Source organism: Streptomyces sp. NPDC086989, assembly GCF_044745505.1.
Classification (GTDB): Bacteria; Actinomycetota; Actinomycetes; order Streptomycetales; family Streptomycetaceae; genus Streptomyces.
This window is the reverse complement of the sequence record NZ_JBIVAL010000002.1, coordinates 585572-602051: the sequence shown is the minus strand read 5'-3', so window position 1 is coordinate 602051 and position 16480 is coordinate 585572. Positions and strand designations below refer to the sequence as shown.

15 protein-coding genes and 1 tRNA gene are annotated in these 16480 nt (G+C 71.0%); 8 read left to right on the top strand and 8 right to left on the bottom strand.

What is annotated here, in order from left to right; genetic code table 11:
- Positions 1-2: 2 nt before the first annotated feature.
- The 5 genes from ACIPK4_RS06475 to ACIPK4_RS06455 form a co-directional block, all read right to left on the bottom strand.
- Positions 3-797, bottom strand: a complete 795-nt coding sequence (locus tag ACIPK4_RS06475; RefSeq protein ID WP_054226525.1) for an ABC transporter permease — start codon at positions 795-797, stop codon at positions 3-5.
- Positions 797-1726: an ABC transporter permease gene (locus ACIPK4_RS06470; protein WP_376194790.1), complete on the bottom strand. Its 930-nt coding sequence runs from the start codon at positions 1724-1726 to the stop codon at positions 797-799. The genes ACIPK4_RS06475 and ACIPK4_RS06470 overlap by 1 nt, the downstream gene beginning before the upstream one ends.
- Positions 1723-2874 (bottom strand): ABC transporter ATP-binding protein, encoded by a 1152-nt coding sequence (locus ACIPK4_RS06465; protein WP_402309638.1) that lies wholly within the window; start codon positions 2872-2874, stop codon positions 1723-1725. Before ACIPK4_RS06465 ends, ACIPK4_RS06470 begins: the two co-directional genes overlap by 4 nt.
- 68 nt (positions 2875-2942) lie before the next feature.
- Entirely contained in the window at positions 2943-4193 is a 1251-nt protein-coding gene (locus ACIPK4_RS06460) for a spermidine/putrescine ABC transporter substrate-binding protein (protein WP_402309637.1), read from the bottom strand.
- A 72-nt stretch (positions 4194-4265) separates the two neighbouring features.
- The gene (locus ACIPK4_RS06455; RefSeq protein WP_402309743.1) at positions 4266-5783 is read right to left on the bottom strand and encodes a gamma-aminobutyraldehyde dehydrogenase; all 1518 of its coding nucleotides are present in this window, start codon (positions 5781-5783) and stop codon (positions 4266-4268) included.
- A gap of 182 nt (positions 5784-5965) precedes the next feature.
- On the opposite strand from ACIPK4_RS06455, the gene ACIPK4_RS06450 reads away from it, so the two are divergent.
- The 3 genes from ACIPK4_RS06450 to ACIPK4_RS06440 all read left to right on the top strand — a co-directional run bounded on the left by ACIPK4_RS06450 (position 5966) and on the right by ACIPK4_RS06440 (position 8581).
- Positions 5966-6517 (top strand): NADAR family protein, encoded by a 552-nt coding sequence (locus tag ACIPK4_RS06450; RefSeq protein WP_402309635.1) that lies wholly within the window; start codon positions 5966-5968, stop codon positions 6515-6517.
- A gap of 52 nt (positions 6518-6569) precedes the next feature.
- A tRNA-Ser gene (locus ACIPK4_RS06445) sits at positions 6570-6631 on the top strand.
- A gap of 345 nt (positions 6632-6976) precedes the next feature.
- Positions 6977-8581: a TROVE domain-containing protein gene (locus tag ACIPK4_RS06440; protein ID WP_402309633.1), complete on the top strand. Its 1605-nt coding sequence runs from the start codon at positions 6977-6979 to the stop codon at positions 8579-8581.
- A gap of 155 nt (positions 8582-8736) precedes the next feature.
- On the opposite strand, the gene ACIPK4_RS06435 is transcribed toward ACIPK4_RS06440, so the two are convergent.
- Positions 8737-9432: a DUF4190 domain-containing protein gene (locus ACIPK4_RS06435; RefSeq protein ID WP_402309631.1), complete on the bottom strand. Its 696-nt coding sequence runs from the start codon at positions 9430-9432 to the stop codon at positions 8737-8739.
- Positions 9433-9553: 121 nt separating this feature from the next.
- On the opposite strand from ACIPK4_RS06435, the gene ACIPK4_RS06430 reads away from it, so the two are divergent.
- The 5 genes from ACIPK4_RS06430 (at position 9554) to ACIPK4_RS06410 (ending at position 14644) form a co-directional block, all read left to right on the top strand.
- Positions 9554-10579, top strand: coding sequence for an adenosine deaminase (locus ACIPK4_RS06430; RefSeq protein ID WP_402309629.1), 1026 nt, complete (start codon positions 9554-9556; stop codon positions 10577-10579).
- Between the two features lie 29 nt (positions 10580-10608).
- Positions 10609-11316, top strand: coding sequence for a glycerophosphodiester phosphodiesterase (locus ACIPK4_RS06425; protein WP_402309627.1), 708 nt, complete (start codon positions 10609-10611; stop codon positions 11314-11316).
- The gene (locus ACIPK4_RS06420; protein WP_402309626.1) at positions 11313-12530 is read left to right on the top strand and encodes a sensor histidine kinase; all 1218 of its coding nucleotides are present in this window, start codon (positions 11313-11315) and stop codon (positions 12528-12530) included. The genes ACIPK4_RS06425 and ACIPK4_RS06420 overlap by 4 nt, the downstream gene beginning before the upstream one ends.
- On the top strand, positions 12527-13291 hold the full coding sequence (locus ACIPK4_RS06415; protein ID WP_402309624.1) for a response regulator: 765 nt from the start codon (positions 12527-12529) through the stop codon (positions 13289-13291). Before ACIPK4_RS06420 ends, ACIPK4_RS06415 begins: the two co-directional genes overlap by 4 nt.
- A gap of 147 nt (positions 13292-13438) precedes the next feature.
- On the top strand, positions 13439-14644 hold the full coding sequence (locus tag ACIPK4_RS06410) for a serine hydrolase domain-containing protein (protein WP_402309622.1): 1206 nt from the start codon (positions 13439-13441) through the stop codon (positions 14642-14644).
- A gap of 3 nt (positions 14645-14647) precedes the next feature.
- On the opposite strand, the gene ACIPK4_RS06405 is transcribed toward ACIPK4_RS06410, so the two are convergent.
- Positions 14648-15112 (bottom strand): hypothetical protein, encoded by a 465-nt coding sequence (locus ACIPK4_RS06405; protein ID WP_402309620.1) that lies wholly within the window; start codon positions 15110-15112, stop codon positions 14648-14650.
- Positions 15113-15211: 99 nt separating this feature from the next.
- Positions 15212-16390 (bottom strand): PotD/PotF family extracellular solute-binding protein, encoded by a 1179-nt coding sequence (locus ACIPK4_RS06400; RefSeq protein WP_402309619.1) that lies wholly within the window; start codon positions 16388-16390, stop codon positions 15212-15214.
- Between the last annotated feature and the right edge of the window lie 90 nt (positions 16391-16480).

Genomic DNA, 16480 nt, shown 5'->3' with positions numbered 1-16480 from the left:
AGTTACTTGGGTTGTGCTTTCTTGCGGCGGTTGCCGACCGTCTGGCCGACGAGGACCACCAGCACCGCGATGACGAACATGGCCGTGCCGATGACGTTGATCTGTACAGGCGTACCGCGCTGGGCCGATCCCCACACGAACATCGGGAAGGTGACGGTGTTGCCCGAGTTGAAGTTGGTGATGATGAAGTCGTCGAACGACAGCGCGAAGGACAGCAGTGCGCCCGCCGCGATACCGGGCGCCGCGATCGGCAGGGTGACCCGTGCGAAGGTCTGCACCGGGCCCGCGTAGAGGTCGCGGGCGGCCTCCTCCAGCCGCGGGTCCATCGACAGCACACGGGCCTTGACGGCGGCGACCACGAAGCTGAGGCAGAACATGATGTGGGCGATCAGGATCGTCCAGAAGCCCAGCTGGATGCCCATGTTCAGGAACAGCGCGAGCAGCGAGGCCGCCATCACGATCTCGGGCATCGCCATCGGCAGGAAGATCAGCGAGTTGACCGCGCCGCGCGCCCGGAAGCGGTAGCGGACCATCGCGAAGGCGATGGCGGTGCCGAGGACGGTGGCGCCGATGGTGGCCCACACGGCGATCTGGAGCGACAGGGACAGCGAGCCGCACAGGTCGGCGACCCCGCAGGGGTCCTTCCAGGCGTCGAGCGAGAACTCCTGCCAGGCGTAGTTGAACCGCCCGGCCGGGTTGTTGAAGGAGAAGACCGTCACGACGACGTTCGGCAGGATCATGTACGCGAGCGTGCCGAGGCCGAAGATGACGACGAGATTGCGCCGGAGCCAACGCATCAGACCAGGTCCTCCGTCCCCGCTCGGCGGATGTAGATGGTGACCATGATCAGCACGATGGCCATGAGGATGAACGACAGCGCGGCCGCCGTCGGGTAGTCGAGGATGCGCAGGTACTGCGACTGGATGACGTTGCCGATCATCCGGGTGTCCGTGGAGCCGAGCAGCTCGGCGTTCACGTAGTCGCCGCTCGCCGGGATGAAGGTGAGCAGGGTCCCGGAGACCACGCCCGGCATGGAGAGCGGGAAGGTCACCTTCCGGAAGGTGGTGGCGGGGTGGGCGTACAGGTCCCCGGCCGCCTCGTGGAGGCGGGTGTCGATCCGCTCCAGCGACGTGTAGAGCGGCAGGATCATGAAGGGGAGGAAGTTGTACGTCAGACCGCAGACCACCGCCAGCGGCGTCGCCAGCACCCGGTCGCCCTGGGTGATGCCGAGCCAGCTGGTGACGTCCAGGAAGCCGGTCTTGTTGAGGACGGCGACGACGGGGCCGCCGTCGGCCAGGATCGTCTTCCAGGCCAGGGTGCGGATCAGGAAGCTGGTGAAGAACGGGGCGATGACCAGCACCAGCACCAGGTTGCGCCAGCGGCCCGCCCTGAAGGCGATCAGATAGGCCAGCGGGTAGCCGAGCAGCAGGCACAGCACGGTCGCGGTGCCTGCGTAGGCGAGGGAGCGCAGGAACTGCGGGTAGTACTCGGTGAGCGCGTCCCAGTAGGTCTGGAAGTGCCAGGTGACCCGGAAGCCCTCTTCGAGGGAGCCGGTCTGCACCGAGGTGGAGGCCTGGTAGACCATCGGCAGCACGAAGAAGACCAGCAGCCACAGGATGCCGGGGAGCAGCAGCCAGTACGGGATCAGCCGCTTGCGCACGGACGGCCTGTGGACCGGGGGTTCGGTGGCGGCCTCGGCCTCCGGTGGCGCGACGGTGGCGGTCATGCGCCCTCCTCGACCGTCTCGATGCCGGCGTCTATGTCCTGGGCGGCGTCGAGGCCGAACGTGTGCTCCGGGTTCCAGTGCAGGACCACCTCGGCGCCGGGGGCGAGGCGGGCGTCCCGCTCGATGTTCTGGACGTACACCTCCAGCTCGGGGCAGACCTGGCTGTCGACGACGAACTGGGTGGAGACCCCGATGAAGGAGGAGGCGGCTATCCTGCCGTGGATCTTGTTGCGGCCGGCGGCGACGGTGTCCGCCTCGTCCGCGTGGACCAGGGACATCTTCTCGGGGCGCACGCCGACCAGCAGCTTCCCGCCGGCCTTCGGGGTGGTCGAACACCGTGCCGCGGGCAGGCGCAGCGTGGTCCCGGCCGAGCTGACCGTGACATCGGCGCCGCCGGCCTCCAGGACCTCGGCCTCGATGAGGTTGGACGTGCCGAGGAAGTTGGCGACGAAGGTGGTCCGCGGGTTCTCGTACAGCTCGGCGGGCGCGCCCAGCTGCTCGACGCGGCCGCCGTTCATCACGGCGACCGTGTCGGCCATGGTCATGGCCTCCTCCTGGTCGTGCGTGACGTGCACGAAGGTGATGCCCACCTCGGTCTGGATCCGCTTGAGCTCCAGCTGCATCTGGCGGCGCAGCTTGAGGTCGAGGGCGCCGAGGGGCTCGTCGAGGAGCAGCACCTGGGGGTGGTTGATGAGTGCGCGGGCGACGGCCACGCGCTGCTGCTGACCGCCGGAGAGCTGGTGCGGCTTGCGCTGGGCGAACTGGCCGAGCTCGACCAGCTCCAGCATGTCGTCGACCTGCTTCTTGACGGACTTGATGCCGCGGCGGCGCAGCCCGAAGGCCACGTTCTCGTAGATGTTCAGGTGCGGGAACAGCGCGTAGCTCTGGAACACCGTGTTGACGGGGCGCTTGTACGGCGGCAGGTGGGTGACCTCGCGGTCGCCGAGGTGGACCGTGCCGGTGGAGGGCTCCTCCAAGCCGGCGATCATGCGCAGCGTGGTGGTCTTCCCGCAGCCGGAGGCGCCGAGCAGGGCGAAGAAGGAGCCCTGGGGGATGGTGAGATCCAGCGGGTGCACGGCGGTGAACGAGCCGTAGTGCTTGCTGATCCCGGCGAGGCGGACGTCGCCGCCCGCGGTCTTGTCAGTCATGGGTCGCGGCCTTCGGTGGTGGTGTCGTCGGAAGGGTGCGGGGCGCGGATGCCGGCAGAGGGGGTTCGTCAGGCTCCGATGAGCTTGGTGAACTTCTCCTCGTACGCGGTCTCTTCCTCACTGCTGAGGGAGCGGAAGGCGTGGGCCTTGGCCGCCATCGCCTTGTCCGGGATGATCAAGGGGTTGTCCGCGAGCGCGAGGTCGATCTTCGCAAGGTCTTCCTTGACGCCTTCGACCGGGCAGACGTAGCTGATGAACGCGGCCAGCCGGGCGGCGTTCGGGGGCTCGTAGTAGAAGTCGATCAGCTTCTCGGCGTTGGCCTTGTGCCGGGCGTGGGCGGGGACCAGCAGGTTGTCGCTGGAGGTGATGTAGCCGGGCGCCGGTATCGCGTACTTGATGTCCGGGTTTCCGGCCTGGAGCTGGATGATGTCGCCGGCCCAGGCGAGGCAGGCGGCGAGGTCGCCCTTGTCGAGGTCCGCGGTGTAGTCGTTGCCCGTGAAGCGGCGGATCTGCTTGGTGTCCACGCCCTTCTGGAGCCGGCCGATGGCCGCGTCGTAGTCCGCGGTGGTGAAGTTCGCCGGGTCCTTGCCCTGGTCGAGCAGGGTCATGCCGACGGTGTCGCGCATCTCGGTGAGGAAGCCGACGCGCCCCTTGAGGGAGGGGTCGTCGAGCAGCTGGGTGACGGAGTCGACCTTCTTGCCGTCGGTCGCCTTCGCGTTGTAGGCGATGACGGTGTCGATGCCGGTCCACGGGTAGCTGTACGCGCGGCCCGGGTCCCAGTCGGGATTGCGGAACTGCGGGATCAGGTTGGCGTAGGCATGCGGGAGATGCGAGGGGTCGAGCTTCTGCGCCCAGCCGAGCCGGATGATGCGCGCGGCGAGCCAGTCGGTGACGACGATCAGGTCGCGGCCGGTGTCCTGGCCGGCCGCGAGCTGCGGGCGGACCTTGCCGAAGAACTCGACGTTGTCGTTGATGTCCTCGGTGTACTTGACGGCTATCCCGGTGCGCTGGGTGAACTCGTCCAGCGTGGGGTGGGTCTTCTCGTCCTCGCTGGTGTCCATGTACTCGGTCCAGTTGGAGAAGTTGATCTCCTTCTCCCGGTCCGAGTGGTCGTCGGAGGCGACGGCGGTGTCGCCCGCGCGCTTGGCCGGCGGGATGCCGCAGGCGGACAGGGAGGCCAGGCCGCCGAGGGTGAGCGCTCCGACACCGGAGGCGCGCAGCAGCGAGCGGCGGGTGAGGGCGCCGCGCCCGCTGGTGAGGCTGCGCCGCATCGCGGCGAGTTGCGCCGCCGAGAGGCGGTCGGGCTCGAACTGCTCCATGAGCTGCCCTTTCGGGATGGGTGGCGCCGCTGGTCAGGCGGCGGGCTGCCACGCGGCGGAAGCCGGATTCGGTTAGGTGCGGTCCCCGAAGATGGTGCGGTGCCAGTCCTTCGCGGCGACCGCCGTGTTGTCATACATCACATGCTTGACCTGCGTGTACTCCTCGAAGGAGTAGGCGCTCATGTCCTTTCCGAAGCCACTCGCCTTGTAGCCGCCGTGAGGCATCTCGCTGATGATCGGGATGTGGTCGTTCACCCAGACGCAGCCCGCCTTGATCTCGCGGGTGGCGCGGCCCGCCCGGTAGACGTCGCGGGTCCAGGCGGAGGCGGCGAGCCCGTACGGGGTGTCGTTGGCCAGCTCGATGCCCTCGTCGTCGGAGTCGAAGGGCAGGACGACGAGGACCGGGCCGAAGATCTCGGACTGGACGACCTCGCTGTCCTGGGCGGCGCCGGAGACGAGCGTGGGCCGGTAGTACGCGCCCTCGGCGAGCTCGCCGCCCGGGATCTCGCCGCCGGTGACGACGGTGGCGTAGCCGCGGGCGCGCTCCACGAAGCCGGCGACCCGGTCGCGCTGGGCGTGCGAGACCAGCGGGCCGAGGTCGGTGGCCCGGTCGAACGGGTCGCCGAGGCGGACGGTCTCCATCAGCGCGGCCACGCGGGCGACGAAGGCGTCGTGCAGGGGGCGCTGGACGTACGCGCGGGTGGCGGCGGTGCAGTCCTGGCCGGTGTTGATCAGGGAGGCGGCGACGGCGCCGTGCGCGGCGGCCTCCAGGTCGGCGTCGTCGAAGACCACGAAGGGCGCCTTCCCGCCGAGCTCCAGGTGGAGCCGCTTGACGGTGGCGGTGGCGATCTCGGCGACGCGCTTGCCGACGGCGGTGGAGCCGGTGAACGAGGTCATCACCACGTCCGGGTGGCCGACCAGGTGCTCGCCCGCGTCCCGGCCGGCGCCGGTGACGATGTTGACCACGCCGTCGGGCAGGCCCGCGTCCTTGGCCGCCTGCGCGAACATCAGGGAGGTGAGCGGGGTCAGCTCGGCGGGCTTCAGGACGATCGTGTTGCCCGCGGCGATCGCCGGGAGGATCTTCCAGGCGGCCATCTGGAGCGGATAGTTCCAGGGGGCGATGGATCCGACGACCCCGATGGCCTCGCGCCGCACGTAGGAGGTGTGGTCCCCTGAGTACTCGGCCGCCGCCTGCCCCTGCAGATGCCGGGCGGCGCCCGCGAAGAAGGCGGTGTTGTCGATGGTGCCCGGTACGTCGAACTCGGTGGACAGCCGGATCGGCTTGCCGCACTGGAGGGACTCCGCGTACGCGAAGTCCTCCGCCTGCTCGGCCAGCACCGCGGCGAGCCGGTGCAGGGCGTCCGAGCGCTCGCCGGGGGTGGCCGCGGACCAGGCCGGGAAGGCCCGCTTGGCGGCGGCGACGGCCTCGTCGACGTCGGCGGTGGAGGCCAGCTCGTACGTGAGCACCTCCTCGCCCGTCGCGGGATCGACCACGGTGTGCGACCGCCCGGAGGTTCCGGACCTCAGCTGCCCGTCGATGTACTGCGCGCCGTCTGCGAAGCGGTCCTTGACCTGGAAGCGATTACCCATCACGCTCTCACGCTCTCCGTAGCTTCAGCTCGAATTGAGTGCCGATCCTGGCAGAGGTGTTACCCGCAGCCAAGTGATTCCGTTGTTGCCTTTTGATTACGCGACGGAATCGGTCGACCATGTGTCGAGGCACACCCCAAATCCCGTACGAAGTGTCAGTGGCGAGTGCCAGACTCGCGTGCATGGAGAAGATCGACAAGTTGATCGAGCAGGTCAGCCGTGGTGAGCGGGTGAAGTACCTGCCGTTCTGGGGGCACCGCCCGCGTCCGGACGGGACGCTCGGCCCCAGCTGTCTGAGCCAGTGGTGGCCCTCGCCGTTCACCGTGGGTGATGTCCGGTACGACACGGCGGAGCACTGGATGATGGCCGGCAAGGCCCGGCTGTTCGGCGACCCCGGGGCGGAGCGCGCCGCGCTGGAGGCGAAGACTCCCGCGGAGGCCAAGAAGGCCGGCCGGCTCGTGCGCGACTTCGACGACGCGGTCTGGGAGCGGGAGCGGTTCGCGCTGGTGGTCGAGGGCAGCGTGCACAAGTTCGCGTCCACCCCCCAGCTGCGGGCGTACCTGCTGGGCACCGGGAACCGCGTGCTGGTGGAGGCGAGTCCGATGGACCGCATCTGGGGCATCGGACTGGCCGCGGACGACGAACGCGCCCTGGACCCGGCCCGCTGGCGGGGCCTGAACCTGCTGGGCTTCGCCCTGATGGAGGCGCGCGAGCGGCTGCGCACGGAGGCTTAATTGCGTGGCGGGCGGGCGAGCCGGCCGCCTACGGTGGGACTCGTCCAGGTGCGCAGGTGAGACCTCCTTCCACTCTTCATGGGCAGGTCGCGGGTTCGAGTCCCGCCACCGGCTTCCGGGCCGGTGTAGCTCAGTCGGCAGAGCAGCACGCGGTTTCGCCGACCTCGGTCTCTGGACACCCACGTCACGCACCTCCCGGTGCGCGGGCTGCGGCTCCTTCTTTCCCAGGAATCCCAAGCCGCCGCCACCTTGATCTCGGGAGGCACGCGTGCGCGATGCCCGGTGCGCAGGCGACGGTTACTTCGGGGACCAGGAGGTCGCGGGTTCGAATCCCGCCCGGCTCCGACCGGTGGAGCAGCTCGGCAGCTCGCCTGGACAAAAGTCCGTCGCCGACTCCGATCTCGGGCATCCCGCACGTCACGCCTCCCCCACGTTCCACTGAATTCGGGGGGATTCACCATGGCTCGCTTCAACCTGCGCGCACGCGGGAAGGCCTCCGCCGCCGCGGGGCCCGTCTCGCCCGTGCGCTCCACCGGCGGCCGCGCCGCCAACCACCAGGGCGGCCCCGGCTACGTCCGCGACGCGCGCTCCGAGCTGTTCCTGCTCGCCGTCGCCAACTTCGTGACGCAGCAGACCTTCCACGAGAGCGGCGCGGCACGCGACGACCGGTTCTCCGCCCTCGTGCGCCGTCTCGCCGTGGAGGACCCCGCGTGGACCGCCGGCCTGCTCGGCTGGCTGCGCACCGACGGGAACATGCGCACGGCCTCGCTGGTCGGGGCGGCCGAGTACGTGAAGGCGCGGCTCGACGCCGGAGCCACCGGCGGCCCCTCGAACCGCACGGTCGTGGACTCCGTACTGCGGCGCGCGGACGAGCCCGGTGAGCTGCTGGCCTACTGGACGGCGACGTACGGGCGGGCCGTCCCCAAGCCGGTGAAGCGCGGCATCGCCGATGCCGTGCGCAGGCTCTACTCCGCCACCTCGCTGTTGAAGTACGACACCGTGTCCCGCGGCTATCGATTCGGCGACGTGCTGAACCTCGTGCACGCCTCCCCCGATCCCGCGAAGCCCTGGCAGGGCGAGCTGTTCCGGTACGCCCTCGACCGGCGGCACCACCCGGAGACGGCCGAGGTGCCGGCCGGCAACCGCAGCCTGCTCGCGCACCGGGAGCTCATGGAGCTGCCGGTGGAGGAGCGCCGGGCCGTGGTGACCGCGCCCGACGGGGCCGAACGGCTCGCCGCCGCGGGCATGACCTGGGAGGCGCTGGCCGGCTGGCTCCAGGGGCCGATGGACGCGGCCGCCTGGGAGGCGGTCATCCCGTCCATGGGCGCGATGGCGCTGCTGCGGAACCTGCGCAACTTCGACCAGGCCGGTGTCTCGGACGCGGTGGCCGCGCAGGTCGCGGCGAGGCTCTCCGACCCGGAGGTCGTCGCCCGGTCCCGGCAGTTCCCCTTCCGCTTCCTGGCCGCCCACCGGCACGCGCCGTCGCTGCGCTGGGCGTACCCGCTGGAGCAGGCGCTCGGCCACTCGCTGGCCAACGTGCCCGCGCTGCCGGGCCGGACGCTGGTCCTCGTGGACCGTTCGGGCTCGATGTGGGCGCCGCTGTCGGACCGCTCCCAGCTCAACCGGGCGGACGCGGCGGCCGTCTTCGGCACGGCGCTGGCGCTGCGCGCCGAGGACGCGGACCTGGTGCAGTTCGGTACGCACAGCAAGCGGGTCCCGTACGTCCGCGGCGAGTCCGCGCTGAAGGTGCTGGAGCGGTTCGAGGACCTCGGCGGCACCAACACCTCGGAGGCCGTGCGGCGGTACTACAGGGGACACGACCGGGTCCTGATCGTCACCGACGAGCAGGCGACGTACCACTACGGCGGCGACCCGACGGCCCTCGTCCCGGACGGGGTCCCCGTGTACACCTGGAACCTGGCCGGCTACCGGACGGGCCACGCGCCCTCCGGGTCCGCCGGCCGGCACACCTTCGGCGGGCTCACCGACGCGGCGTTCCGCATGGTCACCCTGATCGAGGGCGGCCGGGACGCGGACTGGCCGTGGGCGGCGCAGGCGGCGTAGCCGGACGGCGGATGACGGACAGGGCCGGGCCCGGGCAGCTGCGGCCCGGGCCCGGCCCTGTGCCGTGTGCGGTGAGGTGCCGCAGGGTCCCCGCGGTACCCGTGGGACCGGGTGGCCCGGGGACCCCGTGATTCCCGCGTCCCCGCGTCCCCGCGTCAGACGTTCTCGCGCATGTGCGTGCGCGAGGGCGGCCTGTCGAAGTCGTTGCCGCTCTGCTCGTCACCGAGCAGGACACCGAAGATCAGGAGCCCGATCGTCAGCAGGCTGAGCACGATGCCCACCGCGCCCAGGATGATGCCGGCCAGTGCCATCGGGCCGTTGTCGGCTTCGCCGCGCTTGGCCTTGCCACGGCCCAGAATGCCGAACACGAGCGCCGGGACGGCGAACAGCAGGCCCACGTAGCAGGTGACCACGCCGATGATGCCGAGGACCAGGGCCGTGACCCCGAAGCCGTTGCTCTTCGGCTGCTGGTACGGAAAACCCGGGTATCCGGGGTATCCGGGGTACGCCTGCTGGCCGGGGTACCCGGGGTACCCGTACCCCGGCTGCGCGGGCGGGGGTCCGGGGTACGCGTATCCCCCGGGATCCGGCTGGGCCGGGTACCCGTACGCGGGCGTGGAACCGGGAGCCGCCACCGGCGGTGTCTGTGCGGGCTGCTGTCCCGGCGCCGGCGCCGGCCCGGGTATCCGGTCCGCCGGACCCTCCGCTCCCGGCATTCCCGCCATCGTGGGCTGGTCGTGCACGGACGGCGAACCCGACACGCCCGGTGCGGCCTGCGGTTTCCCGAGCTCCACCGCCGGCCGCTCCGGCGGCGCCCACGGGTCCCTCGGCTCGGGGCTCTGGTCGGTCATGCGGCGCCCCCCTCTCGTACGGCCATGCTATGCGCTGCCTCGGACAGTCCCGGGGCTGCCTACGATGAAGCCCGATCTGTCCGCACCCATGTCCCACCCGCGTCCTCCCGGAGGCTCCTTCATGCCCGACCTGAACCCCTTCATCGCGGGGCTGCCCAAGGCGGAACTCCACGTCCACCACGTCGGTTCGGCCTCCCCGCGCATCGTGGCCGAACTCGCCGCCCGCCACCCCGACTCCAAGGTCCCCACGGACCCCGAGGCACTCGCCGACTACTTCACGTTCACCGACTTCGCGCACTTCATCGAGGTCTACCTGTCCGTCGTCGACCTGGTCCGCACCCCCGCCGACGTCCGCACCCTGACCTTCGAAGTCGCCCGCGACATGGCCCGGCAGAACATCCGCTACGCCGAACTGACCATCACCCCGTACTCGTCCACCCGCCGCGGCATCGACGAGAAGGCGTTCATGGAGGCCATCGAGGACGCCCGCAAGGCCGCCGAGACCGAACTCGGCGTCGTCCTGCGCTGGTGCTTCGACATCCCGGGCGAGGCGGGCCTGGAGGCCGCCGCCGAGACCGCGCGCCTCGCCGTCGACCTGCGCCCGGAGGGCCTGGTCTCCTTCGGCCTCGGCGGCCCCGAGATCGGTGTCCCGCGCCCGCAGTTCAAGCCGTACTTCGACGCCGCCCGGGCCGCCGGCCTGCACAGCGTGCCGCACGCGGGCGAGACCACCGGCCCGGAGACGATCTGGGACTCGATCCGCGAACTGGGCGCCGAGCGCATCGGCCACGGCACCAGCGCCACCCGGGACCCGCAGCTCCTGGCCTACCTCGCCGAGCACCGGATCGCCCTGGAGGTCTGCCCGACCTCCAACATCGCCACGCGCGCCGTGACCGACCTGGACCGGCACCCGGTCAAGGAGATGGTGGAGGCGGGCGTGCTCGTCACCATCAACAGCGACGACCCGCCGATGTTCGGCTCCGACCTCAACAACGAGTACGCGGTGGCCGCACGTCTGCTGGACCTCGACGAGCGCGGGCTCGCGCAGCTGGCGAAGAACGCCGTCGAGGCCTCCTTCCTGGACGACGCCGGCAAGGCGGAGCTCAGCGCGGAGATCGACGCGTACACCGAGGCCTGGCTGGCGCGCTGACGGGCCGCCGGCCGCCGGGAACGCCGACAATGGCAGTCATGCGCACCCTGACTGCCGTCGGCCACCGCGGCGATCCCTACCGTGTCCGCGAGAACACCCTGCCCTCGATCCGCTCGGCCTTCCTCCGCGGGGCCGACGCCGTCGAGATCGACGTACGGCTGACCCGTGACGGGATGCCGGTCCTCCTCCACGACGACACGCTCCAGCGGCTGTGGGGCCATGACGTGCGGCTCGACGCCGTCACGGCCCCGCAGCTCAAGGAATTGACGGGCGGGCGCGTCCCGACGCTGCCCGAGGCCCTCATGGCGGCGGGCGCGGGCCGCGTGATGATCGACCTGCCCGGGGCGACGGCGGAAGCCGTACGGACGGTCGTCGGCCAGGTGCGGGAGTGCGGGGCGCGCGACCGTACGTACTACTGCGCGGGCCCGGACACCATGCTGGCGGTGCGCGCGGCCGATCCGGGGGCCGAGATCGCACTGACGTGGACCACGCTGTCGCCGCCGCGCCGGGTGCTGATCGACGCGGTGGCGCCGGCCTGGCTCAACTACCGCTTCGGGCTGGTCGACCGGGAGCTGACGGACGCCCTCCACAAGGAGGGCCTGCTGGTCTCGGCCTGGACGGCGGACACCACGCGGACGATGCGCAGGCTGATCGCGGCGGGGGTGGACGCCGTCACCACCAACCGGGTGGACGCGCTGTGCCGCGTACGGGCCGAGCTCGGGCGGTCCGGGCGGTGATACGCGCCCGGGGGGAGCGGATCCGATGGGCGGATCCGCGGTGGCGGGACCTGGGGCTGACGCTGCTGGTCCAGGTGGCGACGACGATTCCGTTCGTCGTACCCCGCGATCCGCACGATTCTCCGGCCACCTGGCCGGCGTACCTGCTGACCACACTGGGCAATCTGCCGCTGGTGTGGCGGCGGCGGGCGCCCGTGGCGGCGATCTTCGGGATGGTCGCGGCGGGGACGCTCTACACGCTGGCGCTGGACGGCCCCGGCCAGCCGCTGCCGTACGCACCGCTGATCGGGGTGTACACGATGGCGCTGCTGTGCCCCGCCCGGGTGCGGATCACGATGGGCGTGACCCTGACCGTGCTCATCCTCGTCTCGGTGGCGCTCAACACCGGGACGGCCAGGGAGCTGCTGTTCGCGCTGTTCGTCTTCGCGGCGGCCTACGCCCTGGGGCGGCTCCAGTACACGCGGCAGGCGTACACGGAGGCCGTCGAGGCCCGGGCGGCCGAGTTGGAGCGGGCGAACCGGATCGAGGCGGAACAGGCGGCGGCCCGCGAACGGGCCCGGATAGCACGCGAGATGCACGACGTCCTCTCGCATGCCGTCAGCATCATGATCGTGCAGGCGGAGGCCGGTCCGGTGGCGGTGCGCCGGGCCCCGGAGCGGGCGGAGGCGGCGTTCGACGCGATCGCGGAGACGGGGCGCGACGCGATGGCGCAGCTGCGGACCATGCTGGGCGTGCTGCGGACGGACGGGCCGCCGGCGCACGAGGCGGGGCGCGAGGCGGCTCCGCGGTCGCCGCAGCCCGGGATCGGGGAACTGCCCGCGCTGCTGGAGCGGGTCCGGGGCAGCGGGCTGGAGGTCTCGTACGAGCGGACGGGCGTGGTGCGCGCGCTGCCGGCGGCGCTGGAGGCGACGGTGCACCGGGTGGTTCAGGAGGCGCTGACGAACGTACTGAAGCACGCCGGGGCGTCGGCGGTGTCGGTCCGGCTGGAGTACGGGCCGCGGACGCTCACGGTGACGGTGACGGACGACGGGCGGGGCCTGGCGCCGGTACGGGCGTCGGTACCGGGGGCGGCGTCCGGCGGGCACGGGCTGATCGGGATCCGGGAGCGGGCGGCGGCGCACGGCGGCACGGCGGAGTGCGGTCCGGGCCCCGCCGGCCTGGGGTTCTCGGTCCGGGTCGTACTAGTAACCTCGCCGCTGGAGGTGGGGAGTTGACGATCCGTGTGGTGGTGGCGGACGACCAGGAGCTGGTGCGCAGCGGCTTCGCGATGATCCTGGACGCGCAGGACGACATCGAGGTCGTCGCGGAGGCCGGGGACGGCGCGGCGGCGGTGGCGGCGGTGCGGGAGCTGCGGCCGGACGTGGCGCTGCTGGACGTCCGGATGCCGGTGCTCGACGGGATCGGGGCGTGCCGGACGATCTCGGCCGGGACGTCCTGCCGGACGGTGATGCTGACGACGTTCGACTCGGACGAGTACGTGTACGAGGCCCTGCACGCGGGGGCGAGCGGGTTCCTGCTGAAGGACGTGCGGCGCGACGATCTGGTGCACGCCGTACGGGTGGTGGCGGCGGGCGAGTCGCTGCTGGCGCCGTCGGTGGCCCGGCGGCTGATCGAGGAGTACACGGCGGTGACGGCGCGGCCGGCGGCGGGGGCGCTGTCCGCGCAGCGGCTGGAGGTGCTCACGGCGCGGGAGCGGGAGACGCTGCTGCACCTGGGGCGGGGGTTGTCGAACGCGGAGATCGCGGCCGCGCTGGTGGTGAGCGAGCACACCGTGAAGTCGCACGTGGGGCACGTGCTGGCGAAGCTGGGGCTGCGGGACCGGATCCAGGCGGTGATCTGCGCGTACGAGACGGGTCTGATCGCGGCCGGAGTGGGGACCGCAGCGGGGACCGGGGCGGGAGCCGGGGCAGGGGCAGGGGCAGGGGCAGGGGCCGGGGGCGCAGGTGCCTCGGGGGTATCTCCCTCTGGGGAGTGAGAGGGCAAGGGCGGGCTCCCTCGCGCCGGTGAGTTGTCGTACCGGTGAAGACCCCTCTTGGTGGTGATCCGCGAGGACCCGGGTGACCTGCAGCATTGAGTCATCGGGGCCGCTGGGGCCCGGACGAACTCACAGGGGGATCCCGCCATGAAGGTACGTACGCGCGCACTGATCGCCACCGCCCTGGTCCTGGGCATCGCGGCCGGACCGGCCGTGGCCCATGCCGCTCCGGCCGCCGTGCCGATGTCGGCCCGCGATGTGTACCCGCCCGTGTACACGACCGCGCCCGATGCGACGGCGCTGCGCAGGGCGATCGCCGGCGTCGGCCCGGGGAACGGGGACGCGACGGCCGCGCTGGTCCGGGTGGGCGGTACGAGCGGCCGATGGGTGGGCAGTTCCGGCGTGGCCGATGTCCGCACCGGACGCAAGGCGTTCGACGACGCCCGGTTCCGGGCCGGTTCGGTGACGAAGACGTTCACGGCGGCGGTGGTGCTCCAGCTTGCCGCCGAGGGCAGGGTCGATCTGGACAGGCCGGTGCAGCAGTACCTGCCCGGGCTGCTGCCGTCCGGCCCGAAGGGCTTCGAGCCGGTCAGCGTGCGGCAGTTGCTGAACTACACGAGCGGCATACAGCCGGCCGAGGGGCCGGGGGATTCGTTCGAGGCGCAGTACGCCCACCGGTTCGACGTGGTCGATCCGCACGCGCTGATCGCCGGGGCGGTGGCCAAGGGCCCCGAGTTCAAGCCGGGTGAGAAGCAGCACTACCTCAACATCGACTACACGGTCCTGGCCGTGCTGATCGAGAAGCTGACGGGGACGACGTACGAACAGGCCCTGTCCGAAAGGATCCTGAAGCCGCTCGGCCTGCACCACACGTCGGTTCCGGGGCGTGGGGAGAACCGGATACCCGGCCCGCACCACCACGGCTACCAGGCCGTGGACAAGCCGGGCGGTGGGAGCGCCCTGGTGGACGTGACCGACTGGAACTCCTCGTCCAACTGGGCCGCGGGGGACCTGATATCGACCACGGCCGACCTGGAGAAGTTCACCCAGGCCCTGTTCGCGGGCCGGGTGGTGCCGAGGGCGCAGCTGGAGGAGATGTTCACGGTGCCCGCGGTCAAGGACTTCGACTCCGGGGAGGACGCCGTACAGACCGCGGGGATGAAGCGGTTCGTCCTGCCCGACGGCACGGTGGTCTACGGCAAGACGGGCTCCCGGTACGGCTACAGCACGGTGATCGGCGGGGCGCGCGATCTCTCGCGCACGCTCGTCTACTCGGTGAACTCCACCGACGCGAAGGGGCAGGACATGAACAAGGTTGCCTACGGAATCGTCATGGCGGCCTTCGCCCGGTAGCGGTCAGGCGGGCAGCGCCTCCAGGCGCTTGATCATGCGGCGGAGCACCAGCAGGGGGATGACCCCGAAGACGCCGAACGACATGTCGATGAGGCTCCACCCGAAGGGGATCCCCCGGACGGGGCCGCAGATGAGGGCCAGGGGGATCACGCCGACGCAGGCGATCATGCCGGCTTCGACGATCCAGACGTTGCGGACGGGGTCGCGGTGGACTCCGTAGAAGAAGACCGCGATCACCAGGTGGGCGAAGGCGAGCCAGTCGGTGCCGTAGAGGAGGAAGGGGTAGTCCCCGTCCGCGCGGTCCAGCCCGTCGCCCACGCGCTGGAGCCACGCGTGGGACACGAGCGAGTTGGCCCAGTGCAGTTCGGTGACCAGGGGGAAGGCGGTGAGACCACTGAGCACGAGGCAGACGATGAACAGGACCAGCCAGGCACGGATCCGCCGCTGAAGGGCGCTTCTCTCGCTCATGGAAGAAAGCGTACGCCCGTTTCTGAACGCGTTCAGCAAAAATCATGAACATGTTCAATTCTATGGCGGGACCGTGATCATCTGGGCCGTCGCCCGGCCTCAGAGGCCGACGATGGCGTTCCAGCGCTGGGCGAACGAACGGCGCTCGGCCGAGGAGATGTCCCGGGCCACGACGAGCCGCTTGCGCATCTCACCGTCGGGGAAGACCAGTGGGTTCTCGGCGAGCTGTGCGGTCTCCTTGTCGTCGGAGCCGGCCAGGACCTCGCGGGCGGCGGGGACCGGACAGACGTAGTTGACGGCGGCGGCGAGCTCGGCGGCCACCTCCGGGGCGTAGTAGTAGTCCACCAGGGCCTCGGCGTTGGCCTTGTGGCGGGCCAGGTTGGGGACCAGCAGGCTCTCGGCCCAGAGCTCGGCCCCCTCCTCCGGGACCACGAACTCGATGTCCGGGTTGTCGGCCTGCAGCTGGATGGCGTCACCGGAGTACGCCTGGCAGGCCAGGACGTCCCCCTTGCTCAGATCGGAGGTGTAGTCGTTGCCGGTGAAGCGGCGGATGTGCTTCTTCTTCACCATGCTCTCCACCTGGTCGCACATCCGGTGGAAGTCGGACTCGGTCCACCGCGTGACGTCCACGCCGTTGCCCTGCATCAGGAGGGCGAAGGACTCGTCCAGGCCGGAGAAGAGGGTGACCTTGCCGGCCAGGTCCGGGTGCCAGAGGTCCTGGACGGACTTGATCTCCCGCCCCAGCGCCTTGCGGTTGTAGGCGATGCCGGTGATCCCCGACTGCCAGGGGACGGTGTGGAGGCGGCCCTCGTCGAAGGCGGGGGACCGCAGTTGCGGGTCCAGGTGCGCGGCCACGTTGGGCTGCGCCGAGCGGTCCATCTTCTGGGCCCAGCCCAGGTGGACGAAGCGGGCGGCCATCCAGTCGCTGACCACCACCAGGTCGTGACCGGTCTCCTGGTGGTTCATGAGGGCCGGGCTGACCTTGCCGAAGAACTCGTCGTTGTCGTTGATCTCCTCGGTGTACCGGACCTGGATGCCGGTCTTCTCCGTGAAGGCGTCCAGCGTGGGGCGACGCTCCTCGTCCTTGTCATCGGTGTCGATGTACAGCGGCCAGTTGGAGAAGGCGACGCTCTTGTCCCGGTCGGAGCGGTCCGGTCCGCCCCGTCGATCCTCGGGGACGTACGCGGCGGGCACACCGCAGCCGGTGAGGGCCGCGAACAGGCCGGCGGCACCGAGGCCGCGCAGCGCAGCGCGGCGGGAGAAGGCGAGTTCAGGCATGGGCAAAGCCTCGGGGACGAGAAGAGGGCGGGCAATAGACACATTGTCTACTGCCCGCCCCCTCAAGGCTCTTCGATGATCGATGCGACC